Genomic DNA, 25,566 nt, shown 5'->3' with positions numbered 1-25,566 from the left:
GCCGCCGGCGGCATGCGCAGCATCACCTTCGTGCAGGCCTTCCAGTACTGGCTCAAGCTCACCGCCCTGCTCGTGCCCGGACTGTTCCTGGTCCTCGCCTGGCAGAGCGACGGGGCGCCCAGCCACGCCTTCGACGAACCCGCCACCTTCCGCGAACAGCGCGTGGTCCGCGTCGACGACACCGTCGACCTGCGGATCACCGCCCCGCTGGCCGTCACCGTGAACGGCACCGTCGACGGCCGCGAACACGACGGCACCGAGGTCCGTCTGCCCGCCGGCACCCACCGCATCGACGGCGGCACCCGGCTGACCTTCGCCGGGGGATCCGAGGTCCCGGCCGCGGGACGCGGCGCCGACGACGCCCTCTCGCCCTCCCGCGCCGAGTCCCGCGAGGAACGCCCGCTGTACGCCACGTACGGGCTGATCCTCGCCACCTTCCTCGGCACCATGGGCCTGCCGCACGTGGTGGTCCGCTACTACACCAGCCCGCACGGCGTCGCCGCCCGCCGCACCACCGTCGCCGTCCTCGGCCTGATCGGCGCCTTCTACCTGCTGCCCCCGGTCTACGGAGCCCTCGGCCGCCTGTACGCCCCCGAGCTCGCCCTCACCGGCGACGCGGACGCCGCCGTGCTGCTGCTGCCCGGACGGATGCTCGGGGGAGTGGGCGGCGACCTGCTCGGCGCGCTGGTCGCCGGGGGAGCCTTCGCCGCGTTCCTGTCCACGGCGTCCGGGCTGACCATGGCCGTGGCCGGCGTGATCACCCAGGACGTCCTGCCCTCGCGCGGCGTACGGCACTTCAGGCTCGGCACGGTGCTCGCCATGGCCGTCCCGCTCATGGCCAGCATCCTGGTCGGCGGGCTTCCGGTGGCCGACGCCGTGGGGCTCGCCTTCGCCGTGTCGGCCTCCTCGTTCTGCCCCCTGCTCGTCCTGGGCATCTGGTGGCGCCGGCTCACCCCGCCCGGCGCGGCGGCCGGCATGCTGGCCGGCGGCGGCTCCGCCTTCCTCGCCGTCGCCGCCACCATGGCCGGCTATCCGGGGCAGGGTGTCTGGTACGCGCTCCTCGCCTGGCCCGCCCTGTGGTCGGTGCCGGTGGGCTTCCTCACCATGATCCTGGTCTCCCTGGCCACCCCCGGCCGGGTACCGGCCGGCACGCCGGCGGTGCTCGCCCGGTTCCACCTGCCGGAGGAACTACGGACGGAGGTGTCCAAGTGAGTGGATTCCTGGCGGGTCTGTGCGTCGCCGTCCTGCCCCTGCTGGCCGCGGGCTTCTGGCTCGGCCGGCGCACCGCACGGCCGCCCGGACTGGCCGGCCTCGGCACACCCGTCGAGCACGCCACCTTCGAGACCCTGCACACCGCCTCCCTGGCCACACCCCCGCTCCGGGCCGGACTGACCGAGGAGGCCGCCGGCCGGTCCGCCCGCAAGCTGCGCTCCCTGCTCGGCACCGACGCCCTGTGCCTCACCGACCGCGAACAGGTCCTCGTCTGGGACGGCGCCGGCGCCCACCACCGCACCGAGATCATGGAACGTCTGGCCGGGCCCCTCGACTCCGGCCGCGGCGAGGCCTTCCCGCTCACCTGCGACATCCCCGACTGCGCGGTGCGCTGGGCCGTCGTCGCCCCGCTCACCGTCGACGACCGGGTGCACGGCACCCTCGTGGCCTGCGCGCCCCGCGAGTCCGCGGTCCTGGTCCGGGCGGCCGGAGAGGTCGCCCGCTGGGTCTCCGTCCAGCTCGAACTCGCCGACCTCGACCAGTCCCGCACCCGCCTGATCGAGGCCGAGATCAGAGCGCTGCGGGCGCAGATATCCCCGCACTTCATCTTCAACTCCCTCGCCGTGATCGCCTCGTTCGTGCGCACCGACCCCGAGCGTGCCCGTGAACTGCTGCTGGAGTTCGCCGACTTCACCCGCTACTCGTTCCGCAGGCACGGCGACTTCACCACCCTCGCCGACGAACTCCACGCCATCGACCACTATCTGGCGCTGGTCCGGGCCCGCTTCGGTGACCGCCTCTCCGTCACCCTGCAGATCGCCCCCGAGGTGCTCCCGGTCGCCCTGCCCTTCCTCTGCCTGCAGCCCCTCATCGAGAACGCCGTCAAGCACGGCCTCGAGGGCAAGGCCGACACATGCCGCATCCAGATCACCGCGCAGGACACCGGCGCCGAAGCGCTCGTCGTGATCGAGGACGACGGCGTCGGAATGGATCCCGGCCTGCTGCGCCGCATCCTCGCCCGCGAGGTCGACCACACGGGGGGCATCGGCCTGTCCAACGTCGACGACCGGCTCCGCCAGGTGTACGGCGACGACTACGGCCTCGTCATCGAGACCGCGGTCGGCGCTGGCATGAGGGTCACCGTCCGACTGCCGAAGTACCAGCCGGGCGTACACCTGACGGGCCGGCTCACACCGAAGTGAGCCGGCCCGCCGGGTGCGGACCGCCGGCGGCCCGGCCGCGGACCGCGGGCGGCTCAGGCGCTGCGCGTGGCGACCATGGCGAGGGTGATCAGTCCCAGGACGACCCAGCCGAACCACAGCCATCCGTTGCTGCCGAGCGCCGCCGTGTAGGCCGTCACGGCGACGAGCCCGCCGACGGTGAGCACTCCCATGGTCTTCGTCGAGGTGGAACCGTTGCTGGTATCGGGCATCGCGACACCCTCCTCATGGCTCGGTTCCCTCCATGGTGCCCCCGTTCCGCCTTTTTACGGTGCACACGACGACACGGGCGCCCGTTTCCCAGGACCGCTCACCGGTCCACGACCCGGCCTCGTGGACGGACGGGTCGAAGCCGTAGTCACGCGGAGGCACGTCACGGGCGCACGCCGCGTCCGACACCCCGCGCGCCCCGGCGAGCGTGACGTCCTGGCCCAGCCGGGTGAATCCGAGGACCTGCTCGTCGTACCGGCCGCCGCACGGCACCAGCAGGGCCCGGCGCCCCGGACGCGCGTCCAGGCAGTCCCGGCGCTGCATCGGCGCGGTGTCCGCGAACGCCGTGCCGAACGGGCGCCGGTCCCCGAGCGGCCCGTACACCGGCCCGTGCGCGCCCAGGACCAGACAGGCGGTGCGCCGCCCGGCCTCCTCGAACCCGTCCGGGACCGGTACGACGGCGAGCGGGCGCACCGCGGCCAGACGCCCGCGGAACTCCCGCGTGGACTCCTCGCACCGGGCCGGACCCAGCTCCCGCGCCTCCTCGGCGGAGGAGGCGCCGACGAACCCCACGACCTGCCCGTCGACCTCCCGGCCCGCCGCGCCCGTACAGGCCGGTTCGACGCCGAGCCGGGGCACGCCCGAAAACCGGCGGCCGCCGGGCCAGACGGCGCGCACGCAGTCGCCCCGCTCGAGCGGCTCGGCGAGCCCCACCGCATCTCCGTACGGTGCCGTCGCGGCCCCGCCGTCGCCCGTCCGGTCGGCCAGCGCGTACCAGGCGCCCCCCAGGGCCAGCACCACCCCGAGCCCGACGGCGACGGCGGCCCGCAGGACGGGGTGGCGCGGGCGCTGGTGCGCCGGGACGGGCCCGGCCGCCGCGGGGTCCGTACGTCCCGCAGGTACCGCACGTGCGGTGGGATCCGCGGGGTCAGCGGCTCCCGCGGGGTCAGCGGCTCCCGTGGGTCCTGAGACGTCCGTGGGTCCTGCGGCGGCCGTGGGTCCGGTCGTGCTCGCGGCGGTTCCTGTCGTGCTCCCGGGCCGGCCCGAGGTGGCCCAGGGCGGTTGGGAACCCAGGTCGGTGGGCGGCCGGGTGTACGACGACTCCGCCTGCGGCGTGACGAGCCGTGACAGCTCCGCCTCCAGCACCCGCGCGGACGTCCGCCGCCCGGGATCCTTCTCGAGCAGACCCCGCAGCACCGGCCCCAGGGCGCCCGCCCGCGCCGGCCGGCGCGGCTCCTCCGTGACCACCGCCGCGATCGACGCGAGCGGCGACTCCCGCTCGAAGGGGCCGCGCCCCTCGACGCCGTGGTACAGCGTGCAGCCCAGGGAGAACAGGTCGGCGGCCGGCGTCGCCGGGCTCCCGGTGGCCCGCTCCGGCGCCAGCCAGCCCGCGGTGCCGACCACCCCCGACGCCATGGTGTACCGCGTCTCACCGGTGTCCGGCTGCACGGAGATGCCGTAGTCGGTGAGCAGGACCCGCCCGTAGGGGGTCCCGGTGAGGTCCGGGGCGAGCAGGATGTTCGCCGGTTTCACGTCCCGGTGCAGTATGCCCCGCTCGTGACCGGTGGCCAGCGCGTCCAGCACGGCCAGCCCGATCCGGGCGCACTCGGCGGGGGCGAGCGGGCCGCGCCGGGCGACCAGCTCCCGCAGATCGACGGCGCCCGCCGCGTACTCCATGACGATCCACGGCAGGCCTTCGTGCTCCACGACGTCGTGGACGGTCACCACATGCGGGTGGTCACGCAGACCGGCCGCGTGCCGGGCCTCCGCGCGGGCGCGGGCGACCCTGGTCTCCCGCTCCTGGCCGGGCTCGGCCGGATCGTGGAACACGATCTCCTTGAGGGCGACCTCGCAGGCGAGTCTCTGGTCGTGGGCCAGCCAGACATGCCCCATGCCACCCCGGCCCAGCCGGTGCAGCAGCACATAGCGGCCGGCGACGACCCGGCCCGCTCCCGACGACGCGCGCAGTGCCATGACCGCTTCCCCCCGGCGGCTCGCCCCAGCGGCTCATGTTACTGAAAGGCGGCACCCTTCAGGTGAATCGGGGAAAAAGTGAGCGAGGGGGAGCGAAAGTGACCGAAAGGGAATCATTTCCCCGGTGCGTGCAATGAGGTCAGATAGGCGTTGTACGCCTCGAGTTCCTTGTCCCCGTTGCGGTCCGCGGCCCGGTCGGTGCGCTTGGCCTGCCGCTGGTCCGAGGCGTACCACTGGAACAGCAGCGCGATCAGCACCAGCACGGACGGGATCTCGCTGAACGCCCAGGCGATACCGCCGGCCGCGTTCTGGTCGGAGAGCGCGTCGATGCCCAGCGAGTCCGGCGGATTCTGGAAGCTCGTCACCATCGGCGTGGACGCCATCATCAGCGCGATGCCGAAGAACGCGTGGAACGGCATGCCCGCGAACAGCTCCAGCATCCGCATCAGGTACCCCGGCCGGTGCGGGCCCGGGTCCACGCCCATGATCGGCCAGAAGAAGATCAGACCGACGGCGAAGAAGTGCACCATCATCGCGACGTGCCCCACCTGGGAGCCCATCAGGAAGTCGAACAGCGGGGTGAAGTACAGCGCGTACAGGCTCGCGATGAACATCGGGATGGTGAACAGCGGGTGGGTGACGACCCGCATGTAGCGGCTGTGCAGCAGCATCAGCAGCAGTTCGCGCGGCCCCTTGCGGCCACGGGCGGCCGGCGGCAGGGCGCGCAGCGCCAGCGTGACCGGGGCGCCGAGCAGGACCAGGATGGGCGACACCATGCTGATGACCATGTGCTGCACCATGTGCACGCTGAACATGACCATGCCGTAGTCGTTCAGCCCGGTGCACATCATGAGCCCGATGCTCAGCACGCCGATGAAGAACGACACGGTCCGTCCCACCGGCCACTTGTCGCCCCGTCGCATCAGACGGACGACCGCCCAGCCGTACAGCGCCAGCCCCAGCAGGCAGGCGACGAGGAAGAAGGGGTCCGCCGACCAGGCGAGCCCTCGCTCCAGCGTGAACGGCGGCAGATCCATGGTCGTGCCGTGCCCGCTGTGATCCATCCGCCGGCTCCGTTTCGTGGGGGTTGTGCGCCGTCTGTCCGCACCAGAGTAGAACCGCCCCCGGCCGCGACTGCGACCGGGGGCGGTTCTCCTCGGCGGTTGCCGGAACGGCAGGTGCTACAGGACACACTCCGCCTCGGCGTAGCGGGCGTCGGGCACCGTCTTCAGCGTCTCGACGGCCTCGGCCAGCGGCACCGTCACGATGTCCGTCCCGCGCAGCGCCGTCATCCGCCCGAACTCCCCGCGGTGCACGGCTTCCACGGCGTGCCAGCCGAAGCGGGTGGCCAGCACCCTGTCGTACGCGGTCGGCGTCCCACCGCGCTGGGTGTGCCCGAGGATCACCGGACGCGCCTCCTTGCCGAGCCGCGTCTCCAGTTCCACGGAGAGCTGCCGCGCGATCCCGGCGAACCGCTCGTGGCCGTAGACGTCCTTGCCGCCCTCGTCGAAGTCCATGGTGCCGGCCCGCGGCTTGGCGCCCTCCGCGGCGACCACGATGGCGAACCGCTTGCCCGCGGAGAACCGCGCGCCGACCTTCGCCGTCAGCTCGTCGATGTCGAAGGGCCGCTCCGGTACGACGATCGCGTGCGCACCGGCCGCCATGCCGGAGTGCAGCGCGATCCAGCCGGTGTGGCGGCCCATGACCTCCACGATGAGCACCCGCTGGTGGGACTCGGCGGTCGTCTTCAGCCGGTCCAGCGCCTCGGTCGCCACCCCGACGGCCGTGTCGAAGCCGAAGGTGACGTCGGTGACGGCGATGTCGTTGTCGATGGTCTTCGGTACGCCCACTATCGGCAGGCCGTTGTCCGACAGCAGCCGGGCCGCCTTCAGCGTGCCCTCGCCGCCGATCGGGACGATCGCGTCGAGGCCGAGCTCCTGGACGTGCCCCTTGGCCCGCGCCACACCGTCCCGCAGATGCTCGGGACGCACCCGGGAGGAGCCGAGGATGGTGCCGCCGCGGGCGAGGATGCCACCCACCGCGTCGAGGTCGAGCTTGAGGTAGTCGCACTCCAGGAGGCCCTTCCAGCCGTCCCGGAAGCCGATGACCTCGTCGCCGTGGTCGACGACGGCGCGATGCACGACGGAGCGGATGACGGCGTTCAGGCCGGGGCAGTCGCCGCCGGACGTGAGGACACCAATGCGCATAGCCCGAAACAACCTTCTAGCCGTGGGCCGGGACCGGACCGCGTCGTCCGGTTCGATCCCCGCCACCCTAGCGGCACCGGGGGGTGGGGTCGAAGCACGCGTCCGCCTACTGGACGACCCCGCTCACCTGTGCGGACCAGCTGTCAGACGGGCCGGACGGCACCGGCCCGTCCGACGCGGGCGCGGATGTTACGCGGGCTGCTGCGAGGCCGCGATGCGCTCGCCCCGCAGTGCCTCGTACCAGTGGTCGTCGGTCGGCGGCAGCGCGTTGACGTCGAGCGCCAGCTTCAGCAGCAGGTCCGCGATCTGCGGGTTGCGGGCCAGCACCGGACCGTGCATGTACGTGCCGAACACGGTGTCGTTGTAGGCGCCCTCGGTGCCGTCCCCCGTGCCGTTCCCGTTGCCGAAGCGCACCCGGGCGAGCGGGCGGGCCGTCGGACCGAGGTGGGTGACGCCCTGGTGGTTCTCGAAACCGGTCAGCGGCGGCAGACCCAGCGGCGGGTCGATGTCGCCCAGCACGTCGCCGACGCACCGGGCGCCCTCGCCGCGCACCGAGACGACGTCGAGCAGACCGAGGCCGGGCTCCCGCTGGCCGAGGTCGTTGATGAACTCGTGGCCGAGGATCTGGTAGCCGGCGCACACGGAGAACACGATCGCGCCGTTGCCCACCGCCCGGTGCAGGCCGCCGTCCCGGCGCAGCCGCTCGGCGGCGAGCCGCTGCGGACGGTCCTCACCGCCGCCGATCAGGTAGATGTCGCCGGACGTCGGGATCGGCTGGTCGCTGCGCACGTCCAGCCGGGCCACGTCGAGGCCACGCTGCCGGGCCCGGCGCTCCACGACGAGCACATTGCCCTGGTCGCCGTAGGTGCTCAGCAGGTCGGGGTAGATCCATACGATCCGCAGACCGTTGTCGCTCATGAAGTCACTGTCCTTGTGAGTACGTCGCGATGCGTCGCCGGCGTCAGTTGCCGACGCGGCGGCGCAGGTCCTGGAACGCGGTGTAGTTGGCGATGACCTCGATCCGGCCGGGCGGGCACTGCTGCAGCGCCTGGTCGAGGTCCTCGCAGACCTGGAACTGCTGGTTCGCGACCTCGAGCCGCACCGCGAGATCCAGCTTCCGGTCGCCGAGGACGACGATCGGGTGGCCGGTCAGCCGGGTGTAGTCGACGTCCCACAACCAGGAGGTGTCGGTGCCGTCGGCGGAGCGGGCGTTCACCGACAGGATCACCGGGGTGGGCGGGGGGTCGATGAGCGAGAACGTCTCCAGCCAGCCCGCGGGGTTCTTGGCGAGCAGCAGCCGCAGGTCGCGGCCCTGGTACTGGACGACGTCGTACCGGCCGGCGACGGCCTGCACCTGGTACATGCGCTCCAGGGCGACCTGCGGGGGCACCCCGAACACCGCGGCGACGGCCGCGGAGCTCGCGGCGTTGGCCTTGTTGGCGCGGCCCGGCAGCTGGAGGTGGATCGGCCAGGCGGAGCCGTGCGGGTCGAGGACGTGGTCGCCGGAGAGCGCCCAGCTCGGGGTGGGACGGCGGAAGCCGCACTCGCCGCAGAACCAGTCGTCGCCGGGGCGCTGCATCACGCCGCCGCAGGACGGGCAGGACCAGGCGTCGTCCTTCCACATCTGGCCCGCGGCGACCCAGATCACGTTGGCGGAGGAGGACGCGGCCCAGACGACCAGCGGGTCGTCGCAGTTGGCGACGATGACCGCCTTGGAACCGGCCAGGCCCTCGCGCCAGTTCTCCGCGAGCATCCGGGTCTCGCCGGCCCGGTCGAGCTGGTCGCGGGAGAGGTTGAGCAGGGCGATGCACTTGGGGTCGGTGTCCCGGGCGACGCCGGCGAGGTACTTCTCGTCGACCTCGATGACGCCGAACTTCGACTCCGAGCCGCCCGCGAGCGCCGAGGTGATGCCCGCGGGCATGTTGGCGCCCAGGGCGTTGGACACGACCGGTCCGGCGGCCCGCAGGGCCTCCGCGATGAGCCGGGTGGTGGTGGTCTTGCCGTTGGTCGCCGACACCAGGATGCAGTCCAGGTTCTGGGCGAGCCGGGCGAGGAGGTCGGGGTCGAGTTTGAGTGCCACCCGGCCGCCGATCACCGAACCGCTGCCGCGCCCCGCAGCGCGTGATGCCGCTGCGACCGCCCTGCCGGCGGTCACGGCCAGCTTGGCCCGCGGCGTGAGCGGGTCCGAGTTGCCTGCCATCAAGTCTCGATCCTCCTTGCGTACGCGCCGCGCCTGTGGCTGGCGGCCACGTGGTGTGAACCTCAGCCTATCGAGATCCATTCGCACTCCAGAACCACGTCACCACCCATGAGACGGGCGTTGCTGCTAAGGACCGTACTCTGACCGCCATGCGAGACGGTTCCATCCCCGGTGTCCACGGCCGCGTCCGGCCCCTCACCCTGCTCGGCGACCCGGTGCTGCACGCGCCCTGCGAGGAGGTGACCGACTTCGGCCCGGAACTGGCCCGCCTCGTGGAGGACTTGTTCGCGACGATGTACGCCGCGCAGGGTGTGGGCCTGGCCGCCAACCAGATCGGCGTGCCGCTGCGGGTGTTCGTGTACGACTGCCCGGACGACGAGGACGTCCGCCATCTGGGACATGTGGTCAACCCGCGGCTGGTCGAGACGGACGGGGTGGTGGTGCGCGGCCCGGAGGGCTGCCTGTCGCTGCCGGGCCTGGAGGCGGGGACGGAACGTCACGACCACGCGGTCGTCGAGGGCCGCACGGTGACCGGGGAGCCGGTCACCGTGCACGGCACGGGTTTCTTCGCCCGGTGCCTGCAGCACGAGTGCGACCACCTGGAGGGCCGCGTCTACGCCGACCGGCTCCTGACGCTCCAGCCGGGCCCGGACGGCGACACCGGCGGTCCGGTGCTCGCCGTGATCAACCAGTCCGCCGAGCCGTGGCACACCGCCGTGCGTCTGCGCCGCATGCGCGCGGACGGCACCGTACTGGTGGAAGAGGTCCTCGACCTGACCGTCCCCGCGCGCCGGGTGAGCCGCCGGACCGTGCCCGGCGACCTGGTACCGGACGCGCCGTCCGCGAGGGAGTTCCTCGTCGCGGACACGGACACGGACACGGACACGGACACGGATGCGGACGCGGACACGGATGCGGGTGAGGGCACGGGCGGGGGCACGGAGGAAGGCCTGCGGGCCCTGTACTTCCCCGTCGCCGACAAGGACTTCGCCTACCCCGCCCCGCGCTACGACGTCGTCGTGCGGACCCCGGTCGGACCGGCGGGTCCGGCCGATGCGGGAGACGGCGCCGGTGACGGTGGCGGTGACGGTGGCGGTAGTGTCGAGGTCGTGGTCACTGCGCACACCCTGGTACGGGACCTTCTCCTGCGGGCCGACCGGCTGGGCCCCGACGCCGTCTGCGACTTCGGACTGCGCACCCTGCTGCCCGGCGAGACGATCCGGCTACGGGTGAGGAACGCCGTGGACACCGGCGCCAACGCCGTGCGCAGCGCCTTCTCCAGCGTGGAACCGGCGTGAGCACACCACCCAGTACCCCCGGTACGCCCCATACCCCCAATACGCCGGGCGCACCTTCCGAACGCGTCACCATCAAGGACGTCGCCGCGGCCGCCGGAGTCTCCAAAGGCGCGGTGTCGCTGGCGTTCAACCACAAATCGGGGGTGTCCGAGGCCACCCGTGACCGCATCTTCGCGGCGGCCCGCCGGCTGGGCTGGGCGCCGAACTCGTCCGCGCGCAGTCTGTCGCGGCAGTCGGTCGACACCATCGGACTGGCCATCTGCCGGCCCGCCCGGCTGCTGGGCCTGGAACCTTTCTACATGGAGTTCATCTCCGGCATCGAGAGCGTGCTCGCCGAACGCAACTGCTCCCTGCTGCTGCGCCTGGTGGGCTCGCTGGAGGAGGAGATCACCCTCCAGGAGCGCTGGTGGAAGGAACGCCAGATCGCGGGATCCGTCCTGGTCGACTTCCACCGGCGGGACCCACGGATCGCTCCGCTGCGGGAGCTCGGGCTGCCCGCGGTGGCCGTCGGGCACCCGGACCTCACCGGCGGCTTCCCGTCGGTGTGGACCGACGACGCCCCCGCCGTGGCCGAGGCCGTGCGCTATCTCGCGGCCCTCGGCCACCGGCGCATCGCCCGGGTGGGCGGACCCGCCGGACTCGGCCACAGCGCCATCCGGGCGGAGGCGTTCGAGCGGACACTGGAGGAACTCGGCCTGGACGGCGGCCGGCACGTCGACACGGGCTTCTCGGGAGAGGAAGGCGCACGGGCGACCCGGTCGCTGCTGCTGACGCCGGACCGCCCCACGGCGATCGTCTACGACAACGACATCATGGCCGTCGCGGGACTGGGCGTGGCGGCCGAGATGGGCGTCTCCGTGCCCGACGACCTGTCCCTGCTGGCCTGGGACGACTCCCAGCTGTGCCGCCTGACGCATCCGACGCTCTCGGCGATGAGCCACGACGTGCACCGGTTCGGGGCGGAGGTCACCGAAGTCCTGTTCGACGTGATCGCCGGTGAGGAGGTCCGGCCCCGGCCCGTGGCGACCCCCTCGCTCGTGCCCCGCCGGTCGACGGCGCCGCCTCGGGTACAGGGCGTACGCCCGTAGGGACGGGACAACGGGACAGCCGTCTCAGTCCGCGAGTGCGGCCGAGGCGGCGCGGGCGAAGGCCTCCGGGTTGTCCAGCATGATGTTGTGCCCGCACTCCGGGACCGCGACCACGTGCACGCCCGCCGCCTCCAGCGTGTCGGCGCCGGGCAGCGGGCCGTCGGCCTCCGGGAGCAGAAAGGCGCGGGGGATCTTCAGGTCGAGCAGGAGTGCGCGCACGGTGGGGACGGTGCCGCGGGCGAGGTGGACCGCGCTGCGGTGCAGCGCCTCACGACCCGCCAGGCGCATGGTGGACCACCAGTGCTCACCGGCCCGGTCGCGGACCTCCTCCCAGCCGCCCGCCAGGAACTCCTCCTCGGAGTACGCGGCGATACCGCTGCTGCCGAGGGCACCGGGCCGCGGCGGGACCGGGTCGAGGTTGGCGTCGACCAGGACCAGCCGGGCCACGAGGTGCGGGTGCCGCGCGGCCAGGACGACGGCCACCGAGCCGCCCATGCTGTGCGCGATCAGCTCCGCCTCGGCGACCCCCGCCGCGGTCAGCGCCTCGGCGAGAGCGTCGGCGTGCGACTCCAGGGAGTAGTCGAAGTCCGTCGGCCGGTCGCTGAGGCCGTGACCGAGCAGATCGACCAGCAGCGAACGGCGGCCGGCCAGCAGCGGATCCACCGCCACCTGCGCGAAGTAGGCGGGCGACGTGGCACCCAGACCGTGCACGTAAACCCGGGAAGGCTCCTGCCCCGGCAACTCGACCCAGCGGATCCGGTCACCCTCGGGTGTCACGGCGGCATTGCGCACGGTCGGCTCTCCTGCGGTCAGGACCAGTGGGGGAGACGAGGATAGCCACGGCCGCCGGGTCTCATCGCACCGGCACCGATCTCCCGACCCCGCACCGGCACAACGTCCCTGAGTGCCGGGGAACATGCGGTCGGCCGGCCCCACAGCGCCCATGGCACGCCCATGGCGGCTGAGTGCCGTCACCCTGGCTGTCTGCTGCGGGCGTTCGCCTCGGCGACGAGGGCGCTCAGCAACTCGGACGGGGTGAGAGGGCACAGGTGGAGCGGGTCGGCGTCCCATTCGCGGCCACCGGCGAGCGGGCGGAGCTGGACGTACGGGCCCACATGCCCCATGACCCGTCCGACGCGGTCGCGCACGGTGTCGCGGACGGCCGCGCCGATACCGGGGAGCCGGCCGACACCGAGGTTGACGTCGTCCGTCACTCGACGACTCCCTCAGCGCTGCCCACCGCGTTTCCCTTCGTAACCCCCTTCGTGATCACGTCCGCGAGCGCGAGGGCGACCGGGGCCGAACACACACCGAGGTGGACAAGGGCGTACGGGGCCTCGCCGGTTCTGCGGTCGTCCGCCCACGGCGTACGGACGTCCATCGCGGGGAGCTGTACACCGGCCCGGGTGAGGGCGGTGGCGAGGGCTTCGCGGGCCTCGAGGGCTTCGTGGATCTTGGGGGTGTGCGGCATGGGGTCCTCGTCAAGGTGCGGTGGGCCGTGTCCGGGCGTGCCGTGATCGACGCGGTTTCGCCGATCACCTGACCCGACTGCGCTGGGTGAATTACGCTGCGTAGTCCGGTCGTTACAAGGATGCCCGTGGTGCGGGCGCCCACGCCGTGGACGGGGCGGTAGGTCCCCGGCGCGCGGAGGTGCTTCCACAGGGTCCACACGGCTCACACAGCCGCATCGTTCATCAGCACGTCCCGGAAGGAGCGGTATGTCGCAGCGACGCGCCATCACCGGTCGTAGTCAGGAACCCCGTCAGCGGTTCGCCGAGGAACTGCGGACGTTACGGGCCGCGAGCGGGACGAGCCTGCGGGCGCTCGGTGAACGGCTGGGCTGGGACTGGTCGTTGTTCGGCAAGATGGAGAAGGGCGAGACGATCGGCAGCCCGGAGGTCGTCCAGGCCCTCGATACCCACTACGGCACCCCGGGCCTGCTGCTGGCCCTGTGGGAACTGGCCGCCGGGGACCATACGCAGTTCCGCGAGCGGTACCGCCGGTACATGGCGCTGGAGGCGGAGGCGGTGAGCCTGTGGCACTTCGCGGTGAGCGTGCTGCCGGGGCTGTTGCAGACGCCGGGGTATGCGCGGGAGGTGCTGGCGGCGGGAGGGCTGAAGGGGAAGGGACTCGAGCAGCAGATCGACGCCCGGATGGGACGGCGGGAGTTGCTGGAAGGGGAGGGCGCGCCGCGATTTCGCACCATTCTTTCCGAGGCGGTCCTGCGCACTGCCCTGCTGGACACCCTTGAGTGGCGAGGGCAGTTGGAGCATCTGGCCGAGATGGCGGAGCGCCCGAACATCGTCGTCCAAGTACTGCCTTTCAGTGCCGGCCCGTACGGGCTCGACAGCACCGACGTATGGTTTCTGCGCCTGCGGCGGGGGCAGACCGTGGCATACACGGAGAACGCGCACCGTGGTGACCTGATCGAGGACGGTGAGGCGGTTGAGAGACTGCAAAGTGCCTACGATGCAGTTCGTGACCTGGCGCTGACCCCGGCCGAGTCGCAGAAGTTCATCCTGCGAATGTTGGAGGAAATGCCGTGCGAGCCATAGATCCGAGCGTGGTCACGTGGCGCAAGAGTTCTTACAGCAACTCGGACGGCGGCGCGTGCGTCGAGGTCTCCGACGACCTCGCCGCCGTCGTCCCCGTGCGGGACAGCAAGGTCCCGCACGGCCCCGTGATCGTGTTCCCGGCTGTGGGCTGGGCGTCCTTCGTTTCCGCTGTCAGGGATGACCAGTTGGGAGCCTGATGGGGTGAAGCCTGCCGCCGGACCCTCGACTCATCGCGGGCTGTCGCTCAGCGTGCGCAGCAGTTTGGGGAGTGCGGTGCCGATCGGTTCCCGGATGACCTCGTCGGCCCGGTCGTCGTACGGAGTGGGCTCGGCGTTCACGATGATCAGCCGGGCGCCGTGATCCGTGGCGACGCCGGCCAGGCCGGCGGCGGGCTGGACCTGGAGGCTGGTGCCGACGGCGACGAAGATCTGGCAGGCCTTGGTGATGGCGAGCGCATCGTGCAGGATCACGGGGTCGAGGCGCTCACCGAACATGACCGTCGCCGATTTCAGGATGCCGCCGCACTCCGGGCACGACGGGTCGTCCTCGCCGGCCTCGACCCGGGCCAGGGCATCCCCCATCGGCCCGCGGGCATGGCACTTCGTGCACACGGTGCTGCGAGCACTGCCATGGAGTTCGAGGACCTTCCGGGCCGGCAGGCCGGCGAGCTGGTGCAGGCCGTCCACGTTCTGCGTGATCACCCTGACCGGCACACCCGACTGCTCCAGCTCGGCGATGGCCCGGTGCGCCGGGTTGGGCTCCGCCTGGAGGGTGTGGTTCTTGCGCCGCATCCGCCAGGACCGCCGCCGGATCTCCGGATCACCCATGTAGTACTCGTACGTGACGAGCTTTTCCGCCTCCGGATCCTTCCGCCACAGCCCGCTTGGGCCACGGTAGTCAGGGATGCCGGAATCGGTGGAGATGCCTGCGCCGCTCAGGAGGGCGACAAGGGGCTTGGTCATGGGGCGAGCGTAGAACTCCCGGCTGTTCGGAGCGAGCGCGTTTCACGAGGCCCTTCCGGGAGGACGGAAGCGAGTGCGTCGAGGTCTCCGACGACTTCGCCGCCGTCCCGGGCGGGACAGCCGGCTCCCGCGCGGTCCGGTGCGTATGGTCCCGGCTGTCGGCCGGGTGTCCTTCGTGTCCGCTCTCGGACGTGGGCGGTTGTTGGACGGCTGGCCGGGCAGGGCGACGGCCCCGCGCCCTTTCGGATCGCGGGGCCGTCGGCCTGACCGTGCCCGGCTCAGATCACTTGCCGAGCGCCTTCTCGATGTCGGTGATGACCTTCTCCATGGCGATCGGGCCGTTGCTGCTGCTCCAGACCTGGCCGTCGACCCCGTGGTCCCGGCCCGCCTCGACGGCCTTCATCCGGGTGAAGGCCTTCTCGGAGCGGGCGGCCTCCAGCGCCTCGTCCCCCTCGGCGTTCAGTGTGGCGATGAAGACGTGGTCGGCGTCGGCCTTGGTGAGGTTCTCCAGGGACAGCGGGTCCGAGTGCGGCTGCTTGCCGAGGTCCTTGGCGATCGGCAGCGGCGACAGGCCGGCCTCCTCCAGCATCGCGGTGGGCATGTTGGCGGCGTTCATGACGATCGGGCCGCCCGGCATCCACCGCATCACGACGCCCGTGCCCTTGGCGCCGTCGCCCGCCTCGCCCGCGCGCTCGACCAGGGCGTCGATCTTCTTGTCGAGTGCGTCGGCCTTGCCCAGCGCCTCGCCGTAGGTGTCGAGGCTGGAGCGCCAGTCATCGGCGGCCGGGACGATGGTGGGGGCGATGGCGGAGAGCGTCTCGTACTGCGACTTCTCCAGGTTGGGGCCGGTGAGGATGAGGTCCGGCTCGGCCTTGAGGATCGCCTCGGTGTTGGGTTCCCGCACCGTGGCGACCAGCGGGATGTCGGCGGCCCGGTCGCTCAGGTAGGCGGGGGCGCCCTCGGCGCCCCGGGCGGCGCTGGTGCCCACCGGGGTGATGTCGAGCGACAGGGCGGTGTCCAAAGAGACGTCACTGAGGGTGACGACCTTCTTGGGTGTGCCGTCGATCTTCACCTCACCGAAGGCCGTCTGCACGACCCGCTCGGTCCCGCCGGCCGCCGTCTTTCCTTCACTGTCACCGGAGTTGGCGGAATCCGACCCTCCGCAGGCGGCGAGGGTCATGACCAGCGGGGCGGCGGCGAGAGCCAGAGCGGCGGAGCGCAGCGGGGAGCGGCTTCTGGGCATGGGTGTCTCCAGGGGAGGTGGATGTATAGCGAAAGCAAAGTTAGGTTAACCTCACCTTGGTTGAATCTGAAAGGAGGGGCGGTTGTGACGCTGCGTGCACTGTTCCTGCGCGGCTTGCTCCCCGGCGCCGGGGTTCTGCTGGCCGCGGTGGTGGCGAGCCTGCTCCTGGGTGCGGGCGATGTCGGGCCGGAGCGTGCCCTGTCCGCCCTGCTGGGCGGCGCCGACGGCGATGCCCGGTTCACCGTGCTGGAACTGCGGCTGCCGCGCACGCTGGTCGCCGTCGCCGTCGGTCTGGCCCTGGGGATCGCGGGAGCCCTGCTCCAGGCCGCCGCCCGCAACCCGCTGGCCGAACCGGGCCTGCTCGGAGTGAGCGCGGGGGCCTCCTTCGCGGTGGTGGTCGCCCTGGTGCTCGGCGCCTCGGCCGCCACCCTCGGCCCCTACGTGGCGGTTCTCGGGGCCGGTGCGGGGTGCCTGCTGGCGCTGGGCGCCGCCCGCCTGCGCGGGGCCGGGGACGACCCCGTCCGCCTCGTGCTCGCCGGAGCCGCCTTCAGCGGGCTGATGGCCGCCGGCTCCTCGGTGATGCTGCTCGTCGACGCCCGCGCCGCCGACGAGATCCGCTTCTGGACCATCGGATCGGTGGCCGGTCGGGAACTGGCGGACCTGTGGGCCGTCGTCCCCGTCGTCGGTCTCGGACTTCTCCTCGCCGTCCTCGTCGCCCCCGCCCTGACCGCCCTGAGTCTCGGCGACGACGTGGCCACCGGCCTCGGCCACCGACCCGGCCGGGTCAGGGCCGTCGCGGTCGCCGCCGTGGCCCTGCTGGTCGGCGGCGCCACCGCCCTGGCCGGCCCCGTCGCCTTCGTCGGACTCGTCGTGCCGTTCGCCGCGCGCGCCCTGGTCGGCCCGGACCTGCGCCGGCTGCTGGCCGTCTCCGTCCTCCTCGGCCCCGCCACCGTGCTCACCGCCGACGTCGTCTCCCGGCTCGTGGCCCGCCCCTACGAGATGCCCCTCGGCGTCATGACCGCGCTGCTCGGCGCGCCCGTCCTGGTCGCCGTCGTCCGATCCCACAGGTTGCCCTCGCTGTGACAACGCATCCCGCCCCGCCCGGACCGGCGACCGCGACCAAGCCCGCGGCACCCGCCCGCCTTCCTTCGCTCGCCGTGCCCGGAACCTGGCGCGTGGCCGTCGGCCCGTACGCCGTCCTGATCCCGCGCAAGCCGCTGCTGGGCACCGCCGCCGTCCTGGTCGTGCTGATCGCCGCGAGCGCGGTGCACCTCTCCGTCGGCGAGATCCTCGTCCACCCGCTGGACGCGCTGCGCGCCCTGTTCGGCGACGGCACCCCCCGCGACCTGCTCGTCGTCGAACGCCTGCGGCTGCCCCGCCTCCAGGCCGGCCTCGCCGTCGGCGCCGCTCTCGGCGCGGCCGGCTGCCTGATGCAGACCCTCGCCCAGAACCGGCTGGCCACCCCCGACACCGTCGGCCTCAACGACGGCGCCGCCGCCTTCGCCGTCGCCTCCGTCACCGGACTCACCACCAGCCTCCTGCCCAGCGGCGCCGCCCTGACCGGCGCCGCCACCGCCGCCGCCCTCACCCTCGCCCTCAGCGGCGGAGCCGGACGCGGAGGCTACCGCTTCCTCGTCGTGGGCCTCGGCGTCGGCGCCGTCTTCGGCGCCGTCACCAGCCTCGTCCTCGCCCGCTCGGCCGCCGACGCGGCCAACGCCGCCTACGGCTGGACCGTCGGCACCCTCAACAGCCGCGAGCAGGACGCCGTCGCCCTGCTCGCCCTCGCCCTGGTCGTCGTCCTGCCGCTCGCCATGGTCCTCGGCCGCCGGCTGCTCCTGCTGCGCCTGTCCGACTCCGTCGCCTCCGGTCTCGGCGTCCGCATCAAGGGCCTGCGCCTGGCCGTCATCGCCCTCGCCGTCGTCCTCGGCGGCCTCGCCGTCGCCGTCGCCGGGCCGCTCGGCATGATCGCCCTCGCCGCTCCCGAGGCCGCCCGCCGCATTGCCGGGCCCCGTACCGTCCCCGTCCTGCTCTCCGCCCTCGCCGGGGCGCTCTTCACCCTCCTCGCCGACCTGCTGGGCCGCACCGTGCTCGCCCCGCTGGAGATCCCCGTCGGCCTGGTCACCGCCGTCGTCGGCGGCCCGTACCTGCTCTGGCTGCTGCTCACCACCCGTACCAGGAGGTCCCTGTGAACCCGGACCAGTCGGTCCCCGTGAACCCGGGCCAGTCGGTCTCCGCGCACCCGGCCGAGCCGGACAGCCGTCTGCGCACGCGCGACCTGCGTCTGGCCCACGGCTCCCGGGTCGTCGTCGACGGCCTCGACCTCGCGCTGCCCGAACACCAGGTCACCGTCATCGTCGGCCCCAACGGCTGCGGCAAGTCGACCCTCCTCGGCGGGCTCGCCCGCACCCTGCCCGCGCGCAGCGGCGCCGTCCTCCTCGACGGCCGCGAACTCACCAGGATCCCCACCCGGGAGATCGCCCGCACCATCGGCATGCTCCCCCAGTCCGCGATCGCCCCCGACGGCCTCACCGTCCGCGACCTCGTCCGCTACGGCCGCCAGCCCCACCAGGGCCTGCTGCGCCAGTGGTCCGCCGACGACGCCCGCGCGGTCGAGGAGGCGCTCACCGCCGCCGACCTGCACGGCCTCGCCGACCGCCCGCTCGAGACCCTCTCCGGCGGCCAGCGCCAGCGTGCCTGGATCGCCATGGCCGTCGCCCAGGAGACCCCGATCCTCCTCCTCGACGAACCCACCTCGGCCCTCGACATGGGCCACGCCCTGGAAGTGCTCGAACTGGTCCGCTCGCTGGCCGCGCAGGGCCGTACTCCGGTCCTGGTCCTCCACGACCTGACCACCGCCTGCCGCTACGCCGACCACATGATCGCCCTCAAGGACGGCGCGATCGTCGCCCAGGGCCCGCCGACCGCCATCATCACCCCCGACCTGGTCCGAGAGCTCTACGGCGTCGAGAGCGCCATCCTCACCGACCCGGTCCACGACACTCCGGTGATCTGCCCCCTACGCGTCACCCCCTCCGGAGCAGCCGCCTGAACCCACCCCGGACATCCGCGGGACGCCTCGACGAGCCCCGTGCACCGGGTCCTCGACGCGCCCGCCCGCCTCGACGGCACGGAGGGACCGTCGCCGCCGACGGGCGTCCCGGGGCGGGACCTCCACCTGCGTCGCCGCGTGATGTCGGGGTGACCGGACCCGCCGTCAGACCGGATAGGCGTGGGTCTGGGTCGCCTTGAGCGTGGCCCACACCTCCGCGCCCGGGTGGAGTTCGAGTTCGGCGGCGGCGACCGTGGTGAGGTCGGCGGCCAGGGGGAGTTCGCCGGTGAGGTCCACGCGGATCTGGTCGCCGTGGGTCTCCATCCCGGCGACCTCGCAGCGCCAGAGGTTGCGCGCGCTGGAACCGGTGGGGCGGCTGCTGTGGAGGGTCACGGCGCCGGGCGGGAACGCGACGAAGACCTGGCCGGTGAGATCCTCGGTGGTGGTGACCGTCGGGCCGCCGTCCAGCCGTACGGTGTGGCCCTCGGCCCGGCCGGTGTAGAGGTTCAGGCCGACGAGCCGGGCGATGTAGTCGGTGCGCGGGTGACGGGCGATGTCCTGGGGCGTTCCCTCCTGGACGACCCTGCCGTGCTCCACGACCACCAGACGGTCGGCCAGCACCATCGCGTCGAGCGGGTCGTGTGTGACCAGGACGGCGACGGCCTCGAACGCGGCCAGATGACGGCGGAGCTGGGCACGTACGTCCAGGCGGGTACGGGCGTCCAGGGCGGCGAGGGGCTCGTCGAGGAGGAGCAGCCGGGGGCCGGTGGCCAGGGCACGGGCGAGGGCCACGCGCTGCGCCTGGCCGCCGGAGAGGCGGCGGGGCTTGGCGCCCGCGTGGTCCGCCAGACCCATGCGGTCCAGCCACGCGGCGGCCGTCGCCCGCGCCTGGGCCTTCGTGGCGCCCTGGCAGCGGGGGCCGAAGGCCACGTTGTCCAGCGCCGTGAGGTGCGGGAAGAGGAGGTAGTCCTGGAAGACGACGCCCACGGGACGGGACTCGGGCGGCAGACGGTCCAACTCGGTCCCGTCCAGGGAGAGATGGCCGGCGGTGAGGGGCGCGAGCCCGGCCAGGGCGCGCAGCGCCGTGCTCTTGCCGGCGCCGTTCGGGCCGAGCAGGGCGACGACCTCGCCCGGTGCGGCGGTGAGGGCGATGTCCAGGCGGAAGGTGCCGTGGTCGACGACGAGGCGGGCGTCGAGGCCCTCGGGCTCGGGGGCGCCGGTCTCGTCACCGGTGAGGTCGTGTCCGGGCTTACCGGTGTGGGTCATGACGCCGTCATCCAGCGGTCGCGCAGGCCGGCCAGCACCGCGATCGAGACGGCGAGCAGGACCACACTGAGCGCGATGGCCGCCTCCGGGTCGCTCTGCAGGGCGAGGTAGACGGCGAGGGGCATGGTCTGGGTCCGGTCGGGAAAGTTGCCGGCGAAGGTGATCGTCGCCCCGAACTCGCCCAGCGCCCGCGCCCAGGCCAGCACCGAGCCCGCCGCGATGCCCGGCGCGATCAGCGGCAGCGTGACCCGGCGGAACGCGGTGAAGCGCGACGCGCCCAGCGTGGCCGCGGCCTCCTCGTACCGGCGGTCGGCGGCCCGCAGCGTGCCCTCGACGCTGATGACCAGGAACGGCATCGCCACGAACGCCTCCGCGACCACGACCCCCGCCGTGGTGAACGGCAGGCTGATGCCGAACCACTGGTCCAGCCACTGCCCGACGATGCCGTTGCGGCCCAGCGCCATGAGCAGGGCGACACCGCCCACCACCGGCGGCAGCACCAGGGGGAGGGTCACCAGCGCCCGGACCAGGCCCCGGCCGGGGAATTCCGTACGGGCCAGCAGCCAGGCCAGCGGTACGCCGAGGACCAGGCTCACCGCCGTCGCCGCGGTGGCGCACACCAGGGAGAGCCGCAGGGCCTGCCACACGACGGGGCTGGTCAGCTGCTCGGGCATGCTCTGCCACGGGGTCCGGACCAGCAGCGCGAGCAGCGGCACCAGCAGGAACGCCAGCGCGAGGAGCGCGGGGAGCAGCAGGGGCAGCGGCACACCCTGCCCGCCGCCCGCCCCCACGCGGCGGCGCCGCGGGCCGGTGCCCTTACGGGTGCCCTTGTGGGTGCGAGCCGCGGCGCCGGAGGTGTCCGCCGGGGTCACGACGTCAGGAACCCGGCGTCCGCCAGCACCCGCTGACCCTCGTCGGACCGCACGTACGCGATGAACGCCTCGGCCGCCCCGGCGTTCGGGGCGTCCTTGAGCAGGGCGATCGGGTAGTCGTTGACGGCCTCGGCGGCCTCGGGGAAGTCCACGCCCTCCACCTTGTCACCCGCCGCGTGCACGTCGGTCTTGTACACGAGGGCGGCATCGGCCTCCTTCAGCCGGACCTTCGTCAGGGCACTCTTGACGTCCTGCTCGTACGACACCGGGGTGAGCTTCAGACCGGCGGCGTCCAGCGCTGTCTGCGCGGCGGCCCCGCACGGCACCTCCTTGTCGCACAGGACGACCTTCAGCTTCGAGTCGGTCAGGTCCTTCAGCGAGGAGATGCTGTCCGGGTTGCCCGGCAGGGTGGCGATCTCCAGCTGGTTGCGGACGAAGGTGGCCGGAGTGCCGGCGGCGTCCCCCGCGTCCGTGACGATCTTCATCGTCTTGGGGCTGGCGGAGGCGAAGACATCGGCGGGGGCTCCACTGGTGATGCCTGCGGCGAGGCTGTCGCTGCCGCCGAAGTTGAACGTGACCTCGGTGCCGGGGTGTGCCTTCTCGAACCGCTCGCCCAACGTCGTGAAGCTCTCCGTGAGGGAGGCCGCGGCGAACACGGTCACCGTGCCGGACAGCTTGCCCGAGGCGGAGCCGGACCCGGAGACGGCCTCGTCCCCGTCCGCGGACGACGAGCAGGCCGTCGCGGCCCCCAGAACCAGCAGCACGGCAGCACCGGCGCCGGCCGACCGGGACAGGCGGGTGCGGGGCGCGGGGCGGGTCATCACAGGGCTTCTCCCTCTGTTCACTGCTGCTCGCGGACCGATTCAGCGGGAACGAATGAGCCGATCATAATGCCGCAGATGCGAGCTGAGAATCCTCTTTCGCATCGCACTAGCCGTATTCATGGCATGGAAGGTTCGCATGTGCGTTTGTGTGCGGCTGTTACTCGCGGCGCTAGGGCCGCGCATAGCGATAGCTGTAACTATGATAGTTGCAGCTATCATTCATGCAGAGGTGGTTCTCGATGCTCAAACCGGCGCGGCTGTTCGGGCGGGACGTGGAATGGCGGGAGTTGGGGGAGTTCACGTCGTCGGAGCGGCAGGGTGCGTCGCTGGGGCTCGTGTACGGGCGGAGGCGGCAAGGGAAGACGCTGATGCTCGAGCTGCTGGCCAGGGAGAGGGCCGGTTTCCTGTTCGCCGCGACACAGCAGAGCGAGGCGCAGAACCTGGCGGATCTGGGTGCCGCGTACGCGTCGTTCCGCGGGCTGCGACGACCGGTGGTGTTCGGCCACTGGCGGGAGGCCCTCGACGAGTTGCTGCGCATCGGCGAGGACCGTGCCGTGCCCGTGGTGATCGACGAGTTCCCGTACCTGGTCTCGGCGACTCCCGCGCTGCCCTCGTACCTGCAGCAGGCGCTGAGCCCGCTGAGTCATGCCAAGGAGTACACCCGTACCCGGCTGATTCTCTGTGGCAGCGCGCTGACCACGATGGCGCAGTTGCTCGGCGGGGGTGCCCCGCTCCGAGGGCGAGCGAGCATGGAGCTTGTGGTGCGTCCCTTCCGGTTCCGGGAGGCGGCCGACTTCTGGGGTGTGGCGGAGGATCCCGAGGTGGCCTTCAAGCTGCACGCGCTCGTCGGCGGTACGCCCGCGTACAAGGAGATGTCCGGGGGGGCGGGGCCGGACGGTCCGGCGGACGTCGACCGGTGGGTGGCCCGGCGGCTGCTGAATCCGGCCTCGGCCATGTTCCGTGAGGGAGGGCTGCTGCTGCGCGAGGAGCCTTCGATCGCGGACCCGACCTCGTACGCGTCGGTCCTGGCGGCGGTGAGCGCGGGTCATCACCGCAGGTCGGAGATCGCCGGTGCCCTGGAGCGGCCGAGCAGTTCGCTGGCGCACCTGCTCTCCGGGCTTCAGGACATCGGTCTGCTGGAGCAGAGCGAGGACGCCATAAGGGACAAGCGCAGTGTCTTCCGGGTGGCTGAACCGATGGTGCGGCTGCACCAGTTGCTGATCCAGCGGCACGAGCCGGAGCTGGTGGTGGGCCGGGCCGACCAGGTGTGGCAGGAGAACGCGGACACCGTCGCCGGCAAGATCTACGGACCGCACTTCGAGGAGCTGGCCCGCCAGTGGTGCTTCGAGCACGCCGGGCCCGAGACCCTCGGAGGACGGCCGAGCTGGGTGCGGCCCACCGGGATCGCCTGCCGGGAACACCGCCGCGGCCACGAGCTGGATGTCGTCGTGGGGGAGTCGCCGGCGTTCGGAACGGACCGGATCACCGCGATCGGCGAGGCGAAGGGCACCCTCACTCCCGTCGGGCTGCCGCACTTGGAGCGCCTGGAGCACCTGCGAGGGCTCCTGCCCAGTGCCCGGGTGGGCGCTCTGCCCAAGCTTCTGCTCTTCGCCCGCTCCGGCTTCACCGGTGATCTCCGGCGGGAGGCGGACCGGCGCAGCGATGTCGAACTGGTCGACCTGCACCGCATGTACCGCGGGGAGTGAGGAGCCCACGCCCCGAGCCCGTCCTCGGGCTGGAACTCCGCTCTCCCGGGCGTGAGATGAGCATGAACGACCGCTGGTGTATGAGATACGAAAGAGCGCACCCATGGTGTCCGGAGCCTTGCCAGGCCGACGGAGGCCGCCCTATTCTCGCGGGGAGAAAGCGCTTTCCCCCCGGTTGTCGGTTCGGATCCAGTGGAGTGAAGTCGCCGCGCCGGCGGGTGACTTCGCGCATGAGCCGCCACGGGTCCGGCGCGGGAGTGCGGTCACGGTGATCCCGTGACCGGCGTCGGCCGGCATGCCGGCCGGGAGAGGAAACGGCACCCGTAACACCAGCACCCGCAGCAGGGCAGGACCAGGGCGCCGACAGGGCGCGATCACAGTACGGCCGCGTACGCAGCGAGTGGCCGAGCACGGCCGAGTGCGGCCGCATCCGTCCGGAGAGAGGTCCGCCGGATCTGACCGCACCCTATGTGACATGCCCATGTCATTAAGGCCGTCCGTCGCGGCTGCCCCGACCCAGGCCACCCGCCCCCAGCATGTGCAGACGAACAGGGAGAGACACGGATGAAGAGATCAGCAGCAGTACGCCTCAGTGCGACGCTGGCCACGGCGGCCCTCGCGGCCGCGACCGGACTGGTGGTGTCGACGTCCTCGGCGTCGGCGGCCGTGACCGGCAGCGCCACCGGCTACGCCACCCAGAACGGCGGGACCACCGGCGGCGCCGGCGGGCAGACGGTGCGCGCCACCACGGGCACCGCGATCCACTCGGCCCTGTGCAGCCGGGCCAGCAGCAGCACCCCGATCATCATCGAGGTCCAGGGGACCATCAACCACGGCAACACCACCAAGGTGTCCGGCAGCAGCTGCAACACCGCGGCCGGCGTGATCGAGCTCAAGCAGATCAGCAACGTCACGATCGTCGGGGTCGGCAGCGGTGCCGTCTTCGACCAACTGGGCATCCACATCCGGGAGTCCAGCAACATCATCATCCAGAACGTGACCGTCCGGAACGTCAAGAAGTCCGGCTCGCCCACCTCCAACGGCGGCGACGCCATCGGCATGGAGAGCGACGTCCGCAACGTCTGGGTCGACCACACCACCCTCGAGGCGTCCGGCGGGGAATCGGAGGGCTACGACGGCCTCTTCGACATGAAGGACAACACCCAGTACGTGACCCTGTCGTACAGCATCCTGCGCAACTCCGGCCGCGGCGGCCTCATCGGGTCCAGCGAGAGCGACCGCTCCAACGGCTACGTCACGTTCCACCACAACAAGTACGAGAACATCGACTCCCGCACACCGCTGCTGCGCGGCGGCATCTCGCACATCTACAACAACCACTACGTGAACCTGCACGAGTCCGGCATCAACTCCCGGGCCGGGGCCCGCGCGAAGGTGGACAACAACTACTTCAAGGACTCCAAGGACGTCCTCGGCACCTTCTACACCAGCGAAGCCGGCTACTGGCAGGTCAGCGGCAACATCTTCGACAACGTGACCTGGTCCGCCCGCAGCGGCGACAACCAGCCCGCCGGCCCCAACCCGACGTCCAACACCTCGGTCGGCATCCCCTACTCCTACAGCCTCGACAGCGCGAGCTGCGTACCGGACGTGGTGAACCGGACGGCCGGCGCCAACAAGGGCAACCAGGTCTCGAACGGCAACTGCACCCCGCAGACC

The 25,566-nt window shown here is 72.2% G+C and carries 24 protein-coding genes and 1 pseudogene; 11 read left to right on the top strand and 14 right to left on the bottom strand.

Going from position 1 to position 25,566, the window contains the following annotated elements:
- Both AOK11_RS05575 and AOK11_RS05570 read left to right on the top strand, forming a co-directional pair.
- Positions 1-1,212 (top strand): sodium:solute symporter family transporter (locus AOK11_RS05575; RefSeq protein WP_055592508.1); only part of this gene is annotated, 1,212 nt, incomplete at its 5' end.
- Positions 1,209-2,414, top strand: a complete 1,206-nt coding sequence (locus tag AOK11_RS05570; RefSeq protein ID WP_055592503.1) for a sensor histidine kinase — start codon at positions 1,209-1,211, stop codon at positions 2,412-2,414. The genes AOK11_RS05575 and AOK11_RS05570, both read left to right, overlap by 4 nt.
- Positions 2,415-2,467: 53 nt before the next feature.
- Here AOK11_RS05570 and AOK11_RS41530 read toward each other — a convergent pair whose 3' ends face one another.
- The 6 genes from AOK11_RS41530 to AOK11_RS05545 all read right to left on the bottom strand — a co-directional run bounded on the left by AOK11_RS41530 (position 2,468) and on the right by AOK11_RS05545 (position 9,023).
- Entirely contained in the window at positions 2,468-2,644 is a 177-nt protein-coding gene (locus AOK11_RS41530; protein WP_107098506.1) for a hypothetical protein, read from the bottom strand.
- Positions 2,645-2,657: 13 nt separating this feature from the next.
- Positions 2,658-4,616 carry a serine/threonine-protein kinase gene (locus AOK11_RS05565; RefSeq protein ID WP_055592502.1) on the bottom strand — a complete coding sequence of 653 codons (1,959 nt, stop codon included), beginning with the start codon at positions 4,614-4,616 and terminating at the stop codon, positions 2,658-2,660.
- Positions 4,617-4,729: 113 nt separating this feature from the next.
- Positions 4,730-5,680, bottom strand: a complete 951-nt coding sequence (locus AOK11_RS05560; protein ID WP_055592501.1) for a cytochrome c oxidase assembly protein — start codon at positions 5,678-5,680, stop codon at positions 4,730-4,732.
- A gap of 117 nt (positions 5,681-5,797) precedes the next feature.
- Positions 5,798-6,823 carry a 6-phosphofructokinase gene (locus AOK11_RS05555; protein WP_055592500.1) on the bottom strand — a complete coding sequence of 342 codons (1,026 nt, stop codon included), beginning with the start codon at positions 6,821-6,823 and terminating at the stop codon, positions 5,798-5,800.
- A gap of 189 nt (positions 6,824-7,012) precedes the next feature.
- The gene (locus tag AOK11_RS05550) at positions 7,013-7,741 is read right to left on the bottom strand and encodes a type 1 glutamine amidotransferase (protein ID WP_055573889.1); all 729 of its coding nucleotides are present in this window, start codon (positions 7,739-7,741) and stop codon (positions 7,013-7,015) included.
- A gap of 43 nt (positions 7,742-7,784) precedes the next feature.
- Positions 7,785-9,023 (bottom strand): Mur ligase family protein, encoded by a 1,239-nt coding sequence (locus AOK11_RS05545; RefSeq protein ID WP_055592499.1) that lies wholly within the window; start codon positions 9,021-9,023, stop codon positions 7,785-7,787.
- A gap of 149 nt (positions 9,024-9,172) precedes the next feature.
- Between AOK11_RS05545 and def the strand changes: the two are divergent.
- Both def and AOK11_RS05535 read left to right on the top strand, forming a co-directional pair.
- A pseudogene (gene def / locus AOK11_RS43815) lies at positions 9,173-9,652 on the top strand (peptide deformylase); the annotation flags it as partial.
- A 665-nt stretch (positions 9,653-10,317) separates the two neighbouring features.
- Positions 10,318-11,409, top strand: coding sequence for a LacI family DNA-binding transcriptional regulator (locus AOK11_RS05535; protein ID WP_079034649.1), 1,092 nt, complete (start codon positions 10,318-10,320; stop codon positions 11,407-11,409).
- 24 nt (positions 11,410-11,433) lie between these two features.
- Here AOK11_RS05535 and AOK11_RS05530 read toward each other — a convergent pair whose 3' ends face one another.
- From AOK11_RS05530 to AOK11_RS05520, 3 genes are all read right to left on the bottom strand, one after another.
- Positions 11,434-12,201, bottom strand: coding sequence for an alpha/beta fold hydrolase (locus tag AOK11_RS05530; RefSeq protein ID WP_055592498.1), 768 nt, complete (start codon positions 12,199-12,201; stop codon positions 11,434-11,436).
- A gap of 179 nt (positions 12,202-12,380) precedes the next feature.
- Positions 12,381-12,623 (bottom strand): hypothetical protein, encoded by a 243-nt coding sequence (locus tag AOK11_RS05525; RefSeq protein WP_055592497.1) that lies wholly within the window; start codon positions 12,621-12,623, stop codon positions 12,381-12,383.
- Positions 12,620-12,880 carry a hypothetical protein gene (locus tag AOK11_RS05520; protein ID WP_055592496.1) on the bottom strand — a complete coding sequence of 87 codons (261 nt, stop codon included), beginning with the start codon at positions 12,878-12,880 and terminating at the stop codon, positions 12,620-12,622. Before AOK11_RS05520 ends, AOK11_RS05525 begins: the two co-directional genes overlap by 4 nt.
- A 247-nt stretch (positions 12,881-13,127) precedes the next feature.
- Here AOK11_RS05520 and AOK11_RS05515 point away from each other — a divergent pair, with 247 nt between their 5' ends.
- Positions 13,128-13,964, top strand: coding sequence for a helix-turn-helix domain-containing protein (locus AOK11_RS05515; protein WP_055592495.1), 837 nt, complete (start codon positions 13,128-13,130; stop codon positions 13,962-13,964).
- Complete coding sequence (locus AOK11_RS05510) at positions 13,952-14,161, top strand: DUF397 domain-containing protein (protein ID WP_055592494.1); 210 nt, start codon at positions 13,952-13,954, stop codon at positions 14,159-14,161. Before AOK11_RS05515 ends, AOK11_RS05510 begins: the two co-directional genes overlap by 13 nt.
- Before the next feature lie 30 nt (positions 14,162-14,191).
- Here AOK11_RS05510 and AOK11_RS05505 read toward each other — a convergent pair whose 3' ends face one another.
- Together AOK11_RS05505 and AOK11_RS05500 are read right to left on the bottom strand one after the other, a co-directional pair.
- The gene (locus AOK11_RS05505) at positions 14,192-14,926 is read right to left on the bottom strand and encodes an SIR2 family NAD-dependent protein deacylase (protein WP_055592493.1); all 735 of its coding nucleotides are present in this window, start codon (positions 14,924-14,926) and stop codon (positions 14,192-14,194) included.
- A 283-nt stretch (positions 14,927-15,209) separates the two neighbouring features.
- On the bottom strand, positions 15,210-16,169 hold the full coding sequence (locus tag AOK11_RS05500; RefSeq protein WP_055592492.1) for an ABC transporter substrate-binding protein: 960 nt from the start codon (positions 16,167-16,169) through the stop codon (positions 15,210-15,212).
- 84 nt (positions 16,170-16,253) lie between these two features.
- Between AOK11_RS05500 and AOK11_RS05495 the strand changes: the two genes are divergently transcribed.
- From AOK11_RS05495 to AOK11_RS05485, 3 genes are read left to right on the top strand one after another with little or no spacing between them, the layout of a single operon-like run.
- Positions 16,254-17,252 carry a FecCD family ABC transporter permease gene (locus tag AOK11_RS05495; protein WP_240497231.1) on the top strand — a complete coding sequence of 333 codons (999 nt, stop codon included), beginning with the start codon at positions 16,254-16,256 and terminating at the stop codon, positions 17,250-17,252.
- Positions 17,249-18,358: a FecCD family ABC transporter permease gene (locus AOK11_RS05490; protein WP_079034647.1), complete on the top strand. Its 1,110-nt coding sequence runs from the start codon at positions 17,249-17,251 to the stop codon at positions 18,356-18,358. The genes AOK11_RS05495 and AOK11_RS05490 overlap by 4 nt, the downstream gene beginning before the upstream one ends.
- On the top strand, positions 18,355-19,218 hold the full coding sequence (locus AOK11_RS05485; RefSeq protein ID WP_240497230.1) for an ABC transporter ATP-binding protein: 864 nt from the start codon (positions 18,355-18,357) through the stop codon (positions 19,216-19,218). The genes AOK11_RS05490 and AOK11_RS05485 overlap by 4 nt, the downstream gene beginning before the upstream one ends.
- Positions 19,219-19,383: 165 nt before the next feature.
- Here the strand turns inward: AOK11_RS05485 and AOK11_RS05480 are convergent, their stop codons facing one another.
- Genes AOK11_RS05480 through modA form a run of 3 tightly spaced genes read right to left on the bottom strand, consistent with a single transcriptional unit; the run spans position 19,384 to position 22,177 of the window.
- Positions 19,384-20,484: an ABC transporter ATP-binding protein gene (locus AOK11_RS05480; RefSeq protein ID WP_055592491.1), complete on the bottom strand. Its 1,101-nt coding sequence runs from the start codon at positions 20,482-20,484 to the stop codon at positions 19,384-19,386.
- Entirely contained in the window at positions 20,481-21,356 is an 876-nt protein-coding gene (gene modB / locus AOK11_RS05475; RefSeq protein ID WP_055592490.1) for a molybdate ABC transporter permease subunit, read from the bottom strand. The genes AOK11_RS05480 and modB overlap by 4 nt, the downstream gene beginning before the upstream one ends.
- Positions 21,353-22,177, bottom strand: a complete 825-nt coding sequence (gene modA / locus AOK11_RS05470; protein WP_055592489.1) for a molybdate ABC transporter substrate-binding protein — start codon at positions 22,175-22,177, stop codon at positions 21,353-21,355. The genes modB and modA overlap by 4 nt, the downstream gene beginning before the upstream one ends.
- Before the next feature lie 242 nt (positions 22,178-22,419).
- On the opposite strand from modA, the gene AOK11_RS05465 reads away from it, so the two are divergent.
- Both AOK11_RS05465 and AOK11_RS05460 read left to right on the top strand, forming a co-directional pair.
- Positions 22,420-23,886, top strand: a complete 1,467-nt coding sequence (locus tag AOK11_RS05465; protein WP_063793424.1) for an AAA family ATPase — start codon at positions 22,420-22,422, stop codon at positions 23,884-23,886.
- A 564-nt stretch (positions 23,887-24,450) separates the two neighbouring features.
- Positions 24,451-25,566: pectate lyase family protein (locus AOK11_RS05460; RefSeq protein ID WP_055592487.1), on the top strand; the 1,116-nt coding region annotated here is incomplete at its 3' end.

Source organism: Streptomyces hirsutus (assembly GCF_001418415.1).
GTDB lineage: Bacteria > Actinomycetota > Actinomycetes > Streptomycetales > Streptomycetaceae > Streptomyces > Streptomyces hirsutus.
The sequence above is the reverse complement of the archived record's forward strand: the minus strand, read 5'-3'. Positions and strand labels throughout refer to the sequence as shown.

Coding starts and splice junctions, on each gene's coding strand:
- AOK11_RS41530 (WP_107098506.1), bottom strand. CDS start 2,644: ATGCCCGATACCAGCAACGGTTCCACCTCGACGAAGACCATGGGAGTG.
- AOK11_RS05565 (WP_055592502.1), bottom strand. CDS start 4,616: ATGGCACTGCGCGCGTCGTCGGGAGCGGGCCGGGTCGTCGCCGGCCGC.
- AOK11_RS05560 (WP_055592501.1), bottom strand. CDS start 5,680: ATGGATCACAGCGGGCACGGCACGACCATGGATCTGCCGCCGTTCACG.
- AOK11_RS05555 (WP_055592500.1), bottom strand. CDS start 6,823: ATGCGCATTGGTGTCCTCACGTCCGGCGGCGACTGCCCCGGCCTGAAC.
- AOK11_RS05550 (WP_055573889.1), bottom strand. CDS start 7,741: ATGAGCGACAACGGTCTGCGGATCGTATGGATCTACCCCGACCTGCTG.
- AOK11_RS05545 (WP_055592499.1), bottom strand. CDS start 9,023: ATGGCAGGCAACTCGGACCCGCTCACGCCGCGGGCCAAGCTGGCCGTG.
- AOK11_RS05520 (WP_055592496.1), bottom strand. CDS start 12,880: ATGCCGCACACCCCCAAGATCCACGAAGCCCTCGAGGCCCGCGAAGCC.
- AOK11_RS05515 (WP_055592495.1), top strand. CDS start 13,128: ATGTCGCAGCGACGCGCCATCACCGGTCGTAGTCAGGAACCCCGTCAG.
- AOK11_RS05505 (WP_055592493.1), bottom strand. CDS start 14,926: ATGACCAAGCCCCTTGTCGCCCTCCTGAGCGGCGCAGGCATCTCCACC.
- AOK11_RS05500 (WP_055592492.1), bottom strand. CDS start 16,169: ATGCCCAGAAGCCGCTCCCCGCTGCGCTCCGCCGCTCTGGCTCTCGCC.
- AOK11_RS05480 (WP_055592491.1), bottom strand. CDS start 20,484: ATGACCCACACCGGTAAGCCCGGACACGACCTCACCGGTGACGAGACC.
- modA (WP_055592489.1), bottom strand. CDS start 22,177: ATGACCCGCCCCGCGCCCCGCACCCGCCTGTCCCGGTCGGCCGGCGCC.
- AOK11_RS05465 (WP_063793424.1), top strand. CDS start 22,420: ATGCTCAAACCGGCGCGGCTGTTCGGGCGGGACGTGGAATGGCGGGAG.